The organism is Pirellulales bacterium, assembly GCA_036499395.1.
Classification (GTDB): domain Bacteria; phylum Planctomycetota; class Planctomycetia; order Pirellulales; family JACPPG01; genus JACPPG01.
In genome coordinates, this window is sequence record DASYDW010000068.1 from 229816 (window position 1) to 244022 (window position 14207).

The window sequence follows — 14207 nt, forward strand, 5'->3', positions numbered from 1 at the left end:
ATGCGACCCCAAGGGGTGCCCAATCAATCGGAGCGAGTGCTTAACCTAGCAAGGATGGCTCGGAGGCTAGGCGTTTCGCAGTCATGGCTAAAGGGCGAGGCCGCCGCTAGACGGGTTCCGTCTCTTCGCGCCGGCACTCGATTTCTTTTCGAGCCGGAGGCCGTCGAAAAGGCGCTCGCATCTCTGGCTGGGGGAGACGCGTCATCATGATCGCGCTAGCCAAGGGCGATATGTCGCCCGTTTACACGCCGGATGAACTTGCCGCCGCGTTGCAGGTTTCTACTCGAACGCTTTACAGGCTCGACTCATCCGGCAAGCTGCCGAGGCCTGTCAGCGTGGGGCGCTCACTTCGCTGGCGAAGGGACGAGATCTTAGCTTGGCTGGCCGCAGGGGCACCCAAACGCCGCGAGTGGGAAGCGACGCGACGAGCGAAGTAGGACAACCAAGAAAGCCCCGCGAGCCGCCCTGCACCGGCGGCTCGAGAGCAGGACGCACAGTTGGCCACGGAGTAAAGCATGGCCGAGTTGAATCGTAGCAGTGTTGGCAGCGCCAATGGCACGGCCCAACAGAGGGCCGCGGCATGAAGAACAGAACGCAGGGCCCACGGTACCGAAAGGCATATCCATGTCTCTGGCGAAATCGCCAGTTTTTAACGCTCGACGACGTTGGAAGGATGTTAGCCGTCTACGTGCTATTTGGGCCTCAGTCGAACAGGTGCGGCATTTTGCGACTGTCGATCGGCATGGCGGCAGAGGATTTGAATCTCAGTATCGAAACGTTAGCGAAACGTTTGCCTGACGTTGCCACAACGTTCGGCTGGAAATGGGATGAGACAGATCGAGTTATCTTCATCCCTAGTTGGTGGCGATGGAACCCACCGGAGAATCCCAAGGTATTGCTCGGATGTTTAAACGACTTGGCCGAAGTGCCCGCCGGCCCGCTTTTGACCGAGTTTTCGGGCAATACGCAATACCTTTCTACAAACCTACACGAAACGTTTCGTCAAACGTTGAGCAAACGTTTCGGAAACATGTCGGATATCAGTATCAGTATCAGTATCAGTAACAGTATTCCCCCCCGTAAAAAAAATGCGGGGCGCATCAATGCCACCACAAAGAAAAACCCCGCGGTCGACTACGTCGAAGGCGCGATCGGCAGTCTTTGCCGCCGCTAAGGCAGACTGGCAATTGCCCGATATCGACGCCGTCGAACTCAAAAAACGCCGCGAGCGATTCGATCGATTTATCGAGGGGCGCGATCGCTACAAGCTTTGCTCAGTTGAGAATTTCGAGGTGGACCGCGCCGAGCAACGTAACGTTATCGATCGACTTTTTGGATACCGCGGTCAATTTGCCGAGCATCTAGGCGTGCGTCCATCGGAAGATGCACCGGGGCATGCCGGCGACGGCGTCAATCTGATTTTGCATGGTCCTGCCGGCACCGGAAAAGATCATCTCGTGCATGGATTGGCGGCGAACGCGATTCACGCCGGCTACTTGCTGCGTTGGCTGAATGGTCCGGACCTTGCGGCCACTGTCTGGCGTTCGCGGGACTTTGCAAAGGGCGATCCTGAAAGCGTCCGTCGACTGGTCGAGACCGATATTCTCTACGTTGCTGATTTTGGGCATGCGCCGCTCACCGAGAAGGAACGCGAAGCCGCGTTTCTGATCATAGACGGTCGCTATGCATCACTGCGGCCTACGTGGTTGACGATGAACGTTCGCGACCCTCGCGAGCTGATCGAGCGTGTCGGCACTCCGATCGTCGACCGGCTGCTTGAACGCTGCGAGTCCCATTGGTGCAGTTGGCCGAGTTATCGAACTCGGGCAACAACTGGGGCGATGAAACCACTTTAAAGGCGCTTGACCGACCAATGCCAACACCCGATTTAATCCAAGCTGACGCTTCCGCAATGACGGCTGCCATGCCGGCCGTTACGGTCTACTCCCGCGTTCGCTGGGCGGACAAGTGGAAGGTCGAGCCTTATCTGTTCTGCGACTGGTGCGAATTCGGCTCAGGTGCAACGCTCAGCCGGGCCCAGTTGAATTGGCGCTACGGCGTTGGAATGCAATCCGGTTCGACCGAATTTAAGCAATTCTATCGGCAGCTCCTCGACGAGCGTTACATCAAGATCGTGATTCACACGGCGCCCGATGACGACAAGGACGAGTCCGACGAAGACGAAGAGGAGCGCGAAGAGGAGGAAGAGCGGGAGGAGGCGGCAGGCGATGAGGACATTGTCTGGTACGGCATTCTGACGGAGGTTGAAGACGAACTCGGGGGCTCGCATCCAAACCCTGGCGGTGCAGACGATACGCCGACCGGCAGTCAAAACCTGATGGCGGTTGGCCTTGAGGTTTTGCTGATGCGAACCACGATCGACCGTTCGTGGTACCGACAATCTAAATCCCCAGACGGAGCGACTCAGGTCGAACTGCGCCGCGCGCTTCCCTTCAATGAAAAGGATCAGCGGACAGGTTTGCCGCGAAAGAATCGGGACGTCAACACCTACGGTTTCATCGACGACTTTGCCTCAGGAGACGCTCAGTACTGGGACACCCAGGACATCATCGATTATCTGATCAACCGTTATCCGCCGCGCAACGTCGACGGCAATGCGATCATCCCCTTCCAGTGGGACCGCACGGAGCTGCGTCGCATCCCGCCCGATTGGGATCAGCCCGACTTTCAGCCGCACGGCAAAACGCTTTTCGCCATTTTCAACGAACTGCTCGGCCCGCACCGGCTGATGAGCTGGAAGCTTGACGTGCAATCGATCGAAGGGGTTGGCGGGAGCGACAATACATCGGCCAGCGAAAAGCTTGTGTTGCGGCCGCTATCGTTTTCACCGGCGCCGCTGATGACGTCGCAGGGGCAGCTTGTGGGCGGGGCCCGCGACGTGCGCGATCTCGACCTGAGCATGGCACTCGACGTTCGTACAAGCGAGCTGCGCAATAGTGCTGGCACGCGGTTCGACCAGGTCGTTATCCGTGGGGCACGCGTGCGGGTCTATGTCATCTCCTGTCCGAAAACGGCCCGATAATTACCGGGATAATACGGAAGCTACCGAGCCTGACGGAGAATGCGAAACTGATTGCAAATCCGCCACCGTGGGTTCGACTCCCACCAGCGCCTTTCTTTTCAAATGTCGATCGCGAAAGGACTTACGTTTAAACGACAGCTCGGTGATTTGCGCAGGTCATTGTCGTCGTTACCAAAATCGTTACCGTTCAACTTGTTTGACGATACATGGGCAAACGCGATCGTTGGACGATTGCTATTCGATCTGGACCGGGGGCGGAAGCTAGGAAGATCACAAAGATCGTCGCCCTGAATGGAGGCGGCTTCTCAGTGCTTTCTCCTTACCATTCCGCTCAAGCCGGAACGGTAGCAAAGGTACCGATGCCGGGTTTTGGGTCCGTCGGCCGCAGAACGATCGCTCAGGAAGACGTCCAAGGGTTCACCGCCGCGGATCGCGTGAAGCTTAGCTACCACGCTGACGGCTTTGCACAGTTCTCAGGTGAACAGGCTGGGCGAATCGAATCCGGTCGTGATTCAGAAACCGGCAAGCCGAAAGGCGTTGGTCTTCTTACTCATCCACTGAATGATCCGATTAATTCCGGACCCAGTGTTGGCCTTCAGGCATGGGGCCTGGAAGAGTTTGAGTTGCTCAAGGATGGCGAAGAAGCAACCATTTTTGAGCCAGATCAGATCTACTATCGGGCGTGCCACCCCGAAGAGGCCTGCCATTGGATCGTGATGATGTACGCGTTTTCGTCGCTTGTGGTGCCTCCAGTGCGATACGAGCGAGGGCATACGATCCTTGATGCCGCACTTGAAGGGCTCGGCGGTCCAAGGCTTTCGGTGGTGAGGCTCAGCGTTCTACATCTTCCCACCGAGAAGTTGCTTCTCGGGCTGGCTGTATACGCGACGAGTGAATGCCCCCCTCATCCCTCTGGCTGGATAATGGCGGGCCCTGGCGACTACGCGTTAGGTAAAGACGGCCACATGCTTATGGCGTTTTACCCACCAGGGGCGGTCGGTCCGAATTTCGGCTCAGTTGATCGCCAGAAGCCGACCGTCGCGAATTAGACGACGTTTCGGGCGATTGTGTCGCCGCAGTGCGATCGCGATAAGCGCTCGAAAGCGTCTCGGCCGTCGACTGAGCATTGCGGCCAACGTAGTACCTCATCGTCGTTTCGATGCTCTCGTGACGCATCAGTTCCATCAACTGCTGGGGCATGATCCTCGCTGCCCAACGTTCGCCGAACGATCGGCGAAGATCATGAGCTGACGCATATTTCACCTTGCCTACCGCCGAGGTTGCAACCTTCACCTTCGCCTTCGCGCCGATTGCTTTAATCACGTCACCGGCGCGGTTCGCGCTGAGTTGCTCGTTTCTGGCTCGCTCGCCCGGCCGAAACACTCTGCCGACTTGTTCGGCTTTGGGAACGGCCAGGAGCAGTTCCGCGAACTCTGGAGCCATCGGCAGTAGGCGCTCCTGGTTGCCCTTCTCGAGGGCTGCTGGAATACGAAGCATCGGATGTCGTCCCGACAAGTCGACGCATAGCTTGTCGTCACGATCCCAGAATAATTCGATTGACTCAGCCAACCGAAGACCTGACCACCACAGGCCGTTAAGGTAGTAGATGATGCGTTACGGTTGCGAGGACCCTTAAACGGGTTCAATGAGAATATTGAAGTGTCCAGTTTCTAAAGGAGCGAAAGAATGCTGGGATCCTATTGCCCCATCTGTAGATCGAAACCTACTCCGTTTGAGACCAACGATGGATTCAATCGCGGACTACTTGGATTTGACTGCGATGTCTGCGGGCGATATGAAATGTCCGAGGAAGCTTGCGAAGATCTTGCCAAAACCTTCAAGCGAGAGGGATTCAAGGTCTCCGCATTCTCTAGAAGTAAAACGATAGCCAAACGTGACCATCCGCGTTTTGTGACCTCGCGAAAAGTGCTTCAGCCAGGCGATCCAAAGGCCCATCAGTTCATCGGTGTCGACGACGCTATTGCCGCCTTCCCCGCCGCGATTGGCGGACGACTAGATGGCGCTCTATTGAATTTGGCAGCGCTCTCGTTGAAACCTGGAAAGATGGTCGTAATTCGTCCGCACCTGGATTATCCAATTGCATACGCAGAAGACCTGGAGGCCGGTGCGTTTTTACTTGAGCAACTTTCAAATAAAGGCCTTCTCGAACTGTCGCCCTTAACCGATGGTCGTGGCGCGAAGCTTACCGTTGACGGTTGGAGACGCATTGAGGAGCTGACGTTGCCTTCGACGCCTATTGACCCAAGAAGCGTGTTTGTGGCGATGTGGTTCGCTGCAGAGGGAAGGGATATGCGCGAGCGCGGGATTAGGACTGCAATTGAAAAGGCCGGTTATTCCGAGCCTTTTATTGCAGACCGCGTTGACTTCTTGGGACGCATCGATGACCGAATAATTGCTGAGCTACGTAAGGCCTCTTTTGTAGTCGCGGATATGACGTCTCATCGACCGAACGTTTATTTCGAAGCTGGCTTTGCGGAAGGACTAGGAAAACCGGTGATCTACACATGTCATCAAGATGACATCGAGCAATGCCATTTTGACACAAGGCAGCAGAACATCGTTGTCTGGACGGACGCGGACGATCTAAGCGAGCGCCTCAGCCGACGCATAGGCGCAGTCATCGGACCATAGAACGAGAACATTGAACCGTTTTTGGGGCCTGACCGCTGCCTACCTTTTCTTCAAGAGGGCAGATACCGCTGCCGGGCTGACGCGTCAGAACTGCGCGACACCTGATTGCTGATCAGCGGTCTAGAATCGGCCGACGGTGACCTTTGATCGAGGAAATGCTACGCCGCATGGTCGATTCCCGAGCAGAAACGCGTAACATCGCAGCCCGTCGCACAATCGGGAACATTCAGGCGTCGGCGCGGCAATTGCACTGTGGATTGTGACGGCTGTAGCGGCTTTTTAAAGTCGAGATTGTCCACGCATGATAGAGTTGCGTAGAGAGATCAGGGGCAATTGAGGACCTCATTACGAGCTCAATTGCAATGCATGCCAAATTTTGGAGCGGGAGCCTGAAGTTCAAGGTTCCCCATACGGCCGGGAACGCGGCGCTGGCAGCGTTTCGTTCGGGCCAGATGAACGAGTTGCTTCCACCGGGAGCCGCCGTAGCCGATGCTCGGGTCGCGCCGAACGAAGTGGCCGCGGCCGAAGTGACGATCGTCGTCGAACTCAAGCACAAGCCTTGAATTCGAAGAGACGATCGCAATGAAGTAGATAAAGCGCCCACTCAGTGCGCATCACGTTATTGGCCACACGTCGGGCTATCGGGCGCTGCCGACCGCTTCCCACAGATTCTGCGCGGCATAATCCCAATCGTCCCAAGCCGTGCAGATGTCGGCGACGCGTTCTTGCATGGGGACATGCCAGCGGCCGACCGGCTCCATTTGGCGATGGACGTAGTCGCGGATTTCGTCGCCCGTTACCGCAGGGCCGGCGTGCGATTCCTGAAAGAGCCGGAAGAGTTCGCTGCGGCAAGGCTCGGCGCGCCACGTAAACGTATCGCCGCGGACGTCGCAGAAAGCGAAAACGCGGTCGAGAATTTCGTGCTTTTGCATAATAGTCACCTCCATGTAGTTCGATGCCGGAGAGCGTTCCGGCGTCACATCTTTGCGTCCCTCCTACTAAAGCCTATCTCGGGAACGGTTTCTGGCAAAGCATTTTCGCTGGCAAGGGCCGGCGGTAGCGGCGATCAGTCGTCGATTTTGCCGCTAAATGCCCGGTTTTCGTTTGACTAGTCCCGTGCGCCAATGGACATCGGGCCGGTCGATCAGGTGTCGGTGCGCCAGAGTTGCCGGCGTAGCTTGGGAAACAGCTTCAAGGCGTTGTCGCGCATTATCTGGCGGCCGATTCGCAGGGCATGATCTTCGCGCAGCTCCCCTCGCTCGACCTTCTCCGCCAATGCCTCGGCCAGGCACTGGCGGGTGAACTCGGTCGCCGCATAAATGCCCTCGGCTTGCGCGGTGTCAGCGCCCCACATGATCCGATCGGATGGCATCGCCTCAAGCCATTCTTGATAGGCGCGCTTGCCCATCGAGTAGCTCAGCGTCGGCAGCCAGCACGAGTCGATCCATACATTGCGATACTTCATGCCGATCACGGCGGTTTCGCCGATCCATGGGTAGCCGCCGTGGAAGAGGATGAACTTGGTTTGCGGATTGGCTTGAATCAGGTCGACCAGTAGCAGTGGGTTTGACCCCTGAATCCGCGCCTGGCCGGTATGAATCTGAAACGGCAGTTCATGCTTGGCACTGAGCTTGACGATTTGCCAAAACATGAAATCCTCAAACTCCTGGAACTCGTCCGGCGAAAGATCGGATTGCTTACGGCCGAAATACTTCGCCGCGCGCTCTTGCGGGACATTCTCATAGCGCAGCGTTCGTTGGTAGGCTTGAGTCGACTTCAAACAAGCCGTATCGGCGGCGACCGCCTGGCGGAAGATTTCGTCAACTACGATCAAGTAATCATCCAGCGATTGGATCTTCTTGCCGATCTTCTCGGCGAAAACGTAGGGGCTGTCGCTGGCCGAAGCAAAGTGGCTGGGATGGGTGCCGCCGATCATCATCGACACGTTTAACACGGGAACCGAGAACTTGTAGGCCCGCTCGAACTGCAGGCGATTCCAATAGGGATCGATGAACATCAGTTCGATATTGGCGCGACGCGTGATGACGTCCAGCAGCCACCGGTCGTTTTGATAATTGGCAAAGATCTTGTCGTTAAGCTCGCGCGCTTGCTCATCGGTGACGGTATCGAAATCGACGCCGTACAGGTCTCGGAATCCCGGCAGCAGATAACGATAGAAACTGGTGGCGCGGGCGTCATCGAAATCGTGCCGGGCGACCTGCCACCAGGCGTCGAACGACTTGCCGGCCGGCCACGGCGAGAGACGGTTGATGCCGGGATAGTAACTGCCAGCGAAAATGCTATGCAGCGTAATGCCGACGCCGCGATCGGTCTCGTCCTTGTTCGGCAACTGATCGAAGGGACGCAAATGATCGTGCGTATCGATGGCCGGCACCGCATCGATCGCCTGTTTGAGTCGCGTATAGAGCGGTGTTTGCTTGATGTCAGCGGCCCACGAATGCGAACCTCCGATGACGCACCCTACGATCAGCAGATAAACGAGGCTCGCACACCGGCGAAGTGACGGTAGATGATCCATGCGGCGAATCCTGAGGCGGGTGCATTTCACGATGACCAAGCGAGTATAACGACTCGTCGGTCATCGCTCACGCGCCCGCGATCGCGCGGCCGGAAGCGTTGCGAGCTTCGTGAAACACGACCACTGTGAATGTTGTCTTGGAGGGGGCCAGACAGTATATCTGCGAACGGTGCAACGGATTGTCGCCGAGTCGGATCCCATCGCCTGATGACTGTCACGTCGAGCTTACGAGATAAAATGATGAACGTTTCGAGCCTTCCTCGCGTCCGGCTGGCGAATTTGCCAACCCCGCTTGAACCGCTACCCAGGCTGTCGGCGGAATTGGCCGGGCCCGCTCTCTACATCAAACGAGATGACGAAACCGGGCTGGCGACCGGCGGCAATAAAGCCCGTAAGCTGGAGTTTCTTGTCGCTGAAGCGATGGCGCAGGGCTGCGACGTTTTGGTGACCACGGGGGGACCTCAATCGAACCACGCTCGGCAAACGGCGGCGGCTGCCGCACGATTCGGCTTGAAGTGCGAATTGCTCTTGCCGCGGCTAGTCGCGGGACGCTCGCCAGCCTACGAATCGTCGGGCAATGTGTTGCTCGATCACTTGTTCGGAGCCGACGTCCGGTTGCTGGCCAAAGAGGATTTCAATCCCCCCACCTTCGAGGCGGCACTCGAGCGGTGGCGCGCGGCCGGTCACAAGCCTTTTTTCATTCCCATTGGCGGATCAACGCCGTTGGGAGCCGTCGGATACATGCTGGCTGTGCAGGAAATGTTGCAGCAGGTCGAGCAACTCGGAATCGAACCAACAGCGATCGTCGTCGCCAGTGGCAGCGGCGGAACTCACGCAGGCATTGTCGCGGGGTTGATTGCGGCCCAGCACCCGGCGCGCGTGATTGGAATCTCGGTTTCGGGAGCGGCTGTCGATCGGGAACCGCTCGTCGCGCGGCTGGCGCTCGAGGCCTTGGAACTTGTGGGGTATCGCCAATCCGATACCGCCACGGTCGCGGGACGAGTATGCATTCTCGACCAGTACGTGGGAACCGCCTATGGTCAGCCGACCGACGAAATGGTCGAGGCCGTGCGGGTGGTCGCCCGGCGCGAGGGGATCTTGCTCGATCCAGTTTATACCGGCAAAGCGATGGCAGGACTGATCGACCTGGTGCGGCGCGGGGAGCTAACGGCGCGTGATACCGTCATTTTCTGGCACACCGGCGGCAGTGCGGCGCTGTTCGCGTATCCCGAAACGTTCGCCGAGACGGTGTCCTAAGATTTTGTGAGCCGGGGCGAACTTGAAATAGGCGCTGATGCCGCGGTGCCCGCGCCTACCAGGGATGGAAAACCCGCCGGCGGTTGAATGCGCGGCGCGAGCCGATATCCGCCTTGACGATCTGATGAATGCGAATCAAGCCAGCACTACGGCCGAGTACATGGCCTTGTTTCGCGCGCTGGAGTCAGCGCGTCCCGCGGGCAAGCGGTTGTTCGACGATCCCTTTGCCCAGGCATTTCTGCGCCCCTGGCTGAGGCGAGTCGTCACCGCAACACGCTGGCCGCTGGTGAATGCGACGATTGCTCGGCTGATCGACGCTCGCTGGCCGGGAGCACGCACCTCGGCGATTGCGCGGACCTGCTTCATCGACGGCGAAGTTCGCGCCGCGTTAGCCCGGGGGATCGAGCAAGTCGTGATCCTGGGGGCTGGTTAGGATTGTCGCGCTTACCGGCTGCCGGGCATCAGCCAGGTGCGCGTTTATGAGGTTGATCATCCGGCGACGCAGCGCGCCAAGCAGGTCTGCCTGGTGCGCCGGCTGGGCGTCCTCCCCGATCATGTAAAATTCGTTGACGTCGATTTTAATTCTCAGCGGTTCGATTCGCGACTGACGCAGGCCAACCTGTCATCCGCGCTGTCAACGTTATGGATCTGGGAAGGAGTGACGAATTACCTGGCCGCCGCGGCGGTTGCCGATACCTTCGACTCGATACGGCAACTTACCCCGCGCAGCCGCGTGGTGTTCACGTACGTCCACAACGATGTCTTGAACGAGTCATCAACGTTTCCAGGGATCGTGGCGCTGCGCCGAACCTTGGCGCAGGCGGGGGAGGAATGGACCTTTGGCTTTGATACGGCAGAATTGCCGTCTTATCTTGCGGCGCACGGTTTTCAATGGCGCGAGGACCTAGGGTCGGTCGAGTATCGTCGCCGCTATCTACCGCCAACGCCGCGGTTGCTTCGCGGCTACGAGTTTTATCGCCTCGCGGTCGCCGACGCGGCATAGATACCGTATCCGGTGAGGGCGTCACGCGAGCCGAGGGGCGGCACCTTAGAGGCGAGAATTGGCACGATCTGTCGCACGACGCGGTAGACGCCGCGTGTATAAATCGCGTTTTCCGTTAGAAGGTCCTGTGGCTAATTCGGCGTGGGGTGCCTCATTCGGGCCGAGGTAGCAATTCGCACGGCGGTCCGTCGAGCGCCTTGCGAACGTCGTCGTCTGTCAGGCGGTAGATCAAGATCGAATGGCCGATATTGTCGTCAGGTTCGCGCGCCCGCAGAAAGCTACAGAGCCTGGCAAATCGCAGTTGCTCGGAGACATTGCACGCTTCTCGGACGTCTGTGGGAAAGGTCGCAAAGTCGCGCGAGGTGTCGATCATTGGCAGGAATTGGAGCGAGTTCTGATACAGTTTCTCGTAATCGACATTCCAGCGACCACAGGGGAGCAAATAGACGGCTTGCAGCATCGTTGCGCTGATGCAGTAGGTGCCGCCAGTTAACGGCGTGGGGAGCTGAGCGGGACGGACGATGCCTCGGCAGGGAAGAAGTTCAGCCCGAATATCGTAATAGGCGGGGTGTGCGACACCAAAATACGAGAGGTATGTTCGCGGGGGGCTGGTGTCTCGAGATTGTTCATTCAACCAGGATTTTAACCCCTTCAGGTCCTGACCCCAGTCGAGTGAGCTGTCGACGAACCATCGGTATCCGTGAGCCGGCCCACCCGTGATGAGATTGAAGTAGGCGAGATAGTTGGGCCAGATCAAACACGCCGTGAAGGCGCTAGTCGCGATAAGCAGCAGCACAATCGCGCGAATTCCTTTTATTACGGACAGCCGCATTAGCGAGGCTGCCCGTGCGTCGAAGGCGAGGCCGCTCGCGCCCGCCAGAATGAGGAGTGGCGGGTAAATCGGCAGGATGTGGCGATGCCCGATATTCAAGCCGCTGCGCATTGCGACCGCGAGATAAACTACGATCAGGACGAATAGCGGTGCGGCATCGAGGGGCCAATTGCGATCCGCCTGTTTTTCTGAACCCTCGATCACCTTTCTGACGGCGACGAACGCGGCAATGATCAACAGAACGAACACTTCCAGCGGTGTTTTGACGGCGACGCTAGTGGGAAAATAGTAGATTCGGCCTGTATCGGTGAACTCGCCCAGAAAGAAGGCCTTTCGCGTTTGTGACATCCTGACTGTAGTAGCAAACCCGTAGAGGTAAGCCTCGGGGAGCAAGTGTCGAGTACGAGCCACAGTGAGCGGCGCTCGCAGCCATGCCGGACTGCCAGCCTCGATGTCAGGCCAAGGCGTTTCGAACCGAATTGCCTCGGCTCCGGGAGCGAAGGCCGAGTATCGAAAGCCGTAGGAAGCCCAGATCACGCCAACCACAACAGGAACTTGCAGTGCGAGCAAAAGTATCGATAGCGCGAGGTGACGCGTCGATTGTCGAAGCCGGTTTCGGGAGAGTATCGCGTCGTCGTCATGGGGGTCGAAAAAAACGCGAATGGCGACCAAGATCAGGACCATTGGAATGAGAAGCGCGCCCGAGAACTTGCACAGCAGCAAGCCGGACATCGTAAGAGCGGCGATGATCAGTGCCCCCGGGGAGGGCCGATTCAGCAGGCGCCATTCGGCGGCCATCGCCGTCAGGAAGAAGAGCGTGGCGAAGAGGTCGGACGTTGTCAGAAATCCGTTGGCCAGCATGCTCGGCGAGAAGGCGTATAGCGCCAGGCTCACCAGGCCGCCTGTCGGTCCAAACAGCTTACGCGACCAAAGATAGACCGTCAGTGCCAACATCGCACTGGGAATGGCCATTATCAGCCGCGAATCACGCAGTAAGGTGTCCGCGTCGTTGCCTACGCCATAGAAGAGCTCGTTTTCGAGGATGCGGACGTCCGAATTCTGCCAGGCATCGCCGGTAAACGGAGGTGCGACGAATCCGCCCAGCCAAGCGGGCAAGGCGACAAATCGTTGCGACCAATTGCCATTCTCAGGCTGCAAGCGGTAGTCGTTGGTCTTCCAGTAACTGAGTCCGCCGGTGACGTGAATCCCTTCGTCATAGGTTATCGATTTGCGATTCACGGCGCTGATGCCAAGCGCCAGGTGCGCAGCGATGAGCAATGCGACAGGCAGTGGGCCCTGCAGCCATCCCGCGAAGCGAGTGACAGCGAAAATGGAAGATCGAAGCATCATCAGATAGCAGCGAGTGAGCGGCTGTGACACACTCTTCTAGACTGGTCGGGCGCAACGCCCGTCGTCAATACGATTGCCGTGGGAAATCTTGTCTCGCCCATTGAAGGGCGTATCGTGCCTAAATGAAACTCCTCTGTCGGCTCGCAAAGCCAGGGGCTAGAATCGCCTCGGAGTCCGGCTGGCCGGTTTCGCGCATTTCTTGGACCGATCGACGATTTTTATGGATCGCTTGCGGATTGACGGATTTCTGGGCACCCGCGCGTCGCTGATGCTGGACGTGGTCTTCCTGGCGATGTTCGCCGTGCTGGTGATCCTGGCCGCGAGCATTTATGTAGTGCGATACCGGCGAAATTATGCGTGGCACAAGCGAATTCAACTGACTTTGGGGTTGGTCCTGCTGGTGACCGTGGCACTGTTCGAAGCCGATATGCGAATCAACGGCTGGATGAAGCGCGCCGAAGCATCGCGGTTTTATGCCCCCATGACCGCACCCAGCCGGCTGCTGTCGACGTTCTATCTGAAGATTCTTCATCGGCCCGAGGTGCCGGGGTTGGTGTTTACGGCCCTGGGCATTCACCTTTTCTTCGCCGTGACGACCAGCCTGCTGTGGGTGTGGGTCATCGTGCAGGGGCTGCGCCGATTTCCGAAACCGCCGGTGCCCAATGCTTACAGTACGAGCCATAAGTTCTGGGCCTGGCTGGCGGCGATCGACATGGGCTTCACGGCCCTGACCGGCTGGATCTTCTACGTGCTGGCTTTTGTGGCGTAAAGACGCGCGAAACGGTCCGAGTCGCGTCACGCGGAAAGCGCGACCTGTTTCAGCCGCCCATCATCCAACTCGTACTGCCGGCCGAAGCGGCGGGCCAGCTCCAGGCTGTGCGTGACGACGATCAGCATCGTGCCTTCTCGCTCTTGCATCTCGAGCAGCAGATCGCCGATCGCGGTGGCGCTCGTGCGGTCGAGATTTCCGGTCGGCTCGTCGGCCAGGATCAACTGCGGACGCCGCAAAAGCGCGCGGGCGACGGCGGCCCGCTGACGCTCTCCGCCGGAAAGCTCGGCCGGCCGATGCTCTAAGCGCCCTGCGAGACCGACTCGCGACAATAAGTCGCGGGCGCGGGTGACCAGGTCCGCGGTGACGCCGCCGCCGGCCAAGGCCGGCACCAACACGTTTTCCAGCACCGAGCATTGCGGCAGCAGGTGATGGTCCTGGAATACAAAGCCGATGCGCTCGTTACGAAAGGCGGCCAGGCCCTGCTCGTCGAGTGCGAAGGGGTCGTCGGCGGCCAATCGTACTGTGCCACTGGTGGGACGATCGAGCGTGCCGACGATGTACAAGAACGTGCTTTTGCCCGAGCCGCTGGGGCCGACGATGACCGCGCTTTCGCCTGCGGCGAGTTCCAATCCGCAGCCGCGCAGAACCGACAGCGGCTCTCCACGTGTGGCAAACTCGCGCGTGATGTCTTGAACGATCAGTTCGGCCATGAGGACAATTTCCAGCTTTATTCGGAGTATTTGGCAAGTACCGCGCGGT

Annotated in this window: 12 protein-coding genes and 1 pseudogene; 9 read left to right on the forward strand and 4 right to left on the reverse strand. The window is 58.4% G+C overall.

Features of this window, described 5'->3' with window-relative positions:
* The first annotated feature begins 724 nt into the window (after window positions 1-724).
* From VGN12_13590 to VGN12_13615, 6 genes are all read left to right on the forward strand, one after another.
* Complete coding sequence (locus VGN12_13590) at window positions 725-1174, forward strand: hypothetical protein (protein ID HEY4310479.1); 450 nt, start codon at window positions 725-727, stop codon at window positions 1172-1174.
* A 13-nt stretch (window positions 1175-1187) separates the two neighbouring features.
* A complete protein-coding gene (locus tag VGN12_13595) occupies window positions 1188-1856 on the forward strand; it encodes an ATP-binding protein (GenBank protein HEY4310480.1) in 669 nt (222 codons plus the stop codon).
* Window positions 1857-1912: 56 nt separating this feature from the next.
* Complete coding sequence (locus VGN12_13600) at window positions 1913-3043, forward strand: hypothetical protein (GenBank protein ID HEY4310481.1); 1131 nt, start codon at window positions 1913-1915, stop codon at window positions 3041-3043.
* A gap of 206 nt (window positions 3044-3249) precedes the next feature.
* Entirely contained in the window at window positions 3250-4092 is an 843-nt protein-coding gene (locus tag VGN12_13605) for a hypothetical protein (GenBank protein HEY4310482.1), read from the forward strand.
* Window positions 4093-4843: 751 nt separating this feature from the next.
* A complete protein-coding gene (locus VGN12_13610; GenBank protein ID HEY4310483.1) occupies window positions 4844-5695 on the forward strand; it encodes a hypothetical protein in 852 nt (283 codons plus the stop codon).
* A 362-nt stretch (window positions 5696-6057) separates the two neighbouring features.
* Window positions 6058-6258 (forward strand): hypothetical protein, encoded by a 201-nt coding sequence (locus VGN12_13615; protein HEY4310484.1) that lies wholly within the window; start codon window positions 6058-6060, stop codon window positions 6256-6258.
* 75 nt (window positions 6259-6333) lie between these two features.
* Here the strand turns inward: VGN12_13615 and VGN12_13620 are convergent, their stop codons facing one another.
* Window positions 6334-6627: a hypothetical protein gene (locus VGN12_13620; protein HEY4310485.1), complete on the reverse strand. Its 294-nt coding sequence runs from the start codon at window positions 6625-6627 to the stop codon at window positions 6334-6336.
* Between the two features lie 212 nt (window positions 6628-6839).
* A complete protein-coding gene (locus tag VGN12_13625) occupies window positions 6840-8234 on the reverse strand; it encodes an amidohydrolase family protein (GenBank protein HEY4310486.1) in 1395 nt (464 codons plus the stop codon).
* A gap of 237 nt (window positions 8235-8471) precedes the next feature.
* Between VGN12_13625 and VGN12_13630 the strand changes: the two genes are divergently transcribed.
* Window positions 8472-9491 (forward strand): D-cysteine desulfhydrase family protein, encoded by a 1020-nt coding sequence (locus tag VGN12_13630; protein HEY4310487.1) that lies wholly within the window; start codon window positions 8472-8474, stop codon window positions 9489-9491.
* A gap of 160 nt (window positions 9492-9651) precedes the next feature.
* Window positions 9652-10494 (forward strand): annotated as a pseudogene (locus tag VGN12_13635) (SAM-dependent methyltransferase).
* A 151-nt stretch (window positions 10495-10645) separates the two neighbouring features.
* On the opposite strand, the gene VGN12_13640 reads toward VGN12_13635, so the two are convergent.
* Window positions 10646-12676 (reverse strand): glycosyltransferase family 39 protein, encoded by a 2031-nt coding sequence (locus VGN12_13640; protein HEY4310488.1) that lies wholly within the window; start codon window positions 12674-12676, stop codon window positions 10646-10648.
* Between the two features lie 220 nt (window positions 12677-12896).
* Here VGN12_13640 and VGN12_13645 point away from each other — a divergent pair, with 220 nt between their 5' ends.
* Window positions 12897-13445, forward strand: a complete 549-nt coding sequence (locus VGN12_13645; GenBank protein HEY4310489.1) for a DUF420 domain-containing protein — start codon at window positions 12897-12899, stop codon at window positions 13443-13445.
* A 26-nt stretch (window positions 13446-13471) separates the two neighbouring features.
* Here VGN12_13645 and VGN12_13650 read toward each other — a convergent pair whose 3' ends face one another.
* Complete coding sequence (locus VGN12_13650) at window positions 13472-14158, reverse strand: ABC transporter ATP-binding protein (GenBank protein HEY4310490.1); 687 nt, start codon at window positions 14156-14158, stop codon at window positions 13472-13474.
* Window positions 14159-14207: the final 49 nt, after the last annotated feature.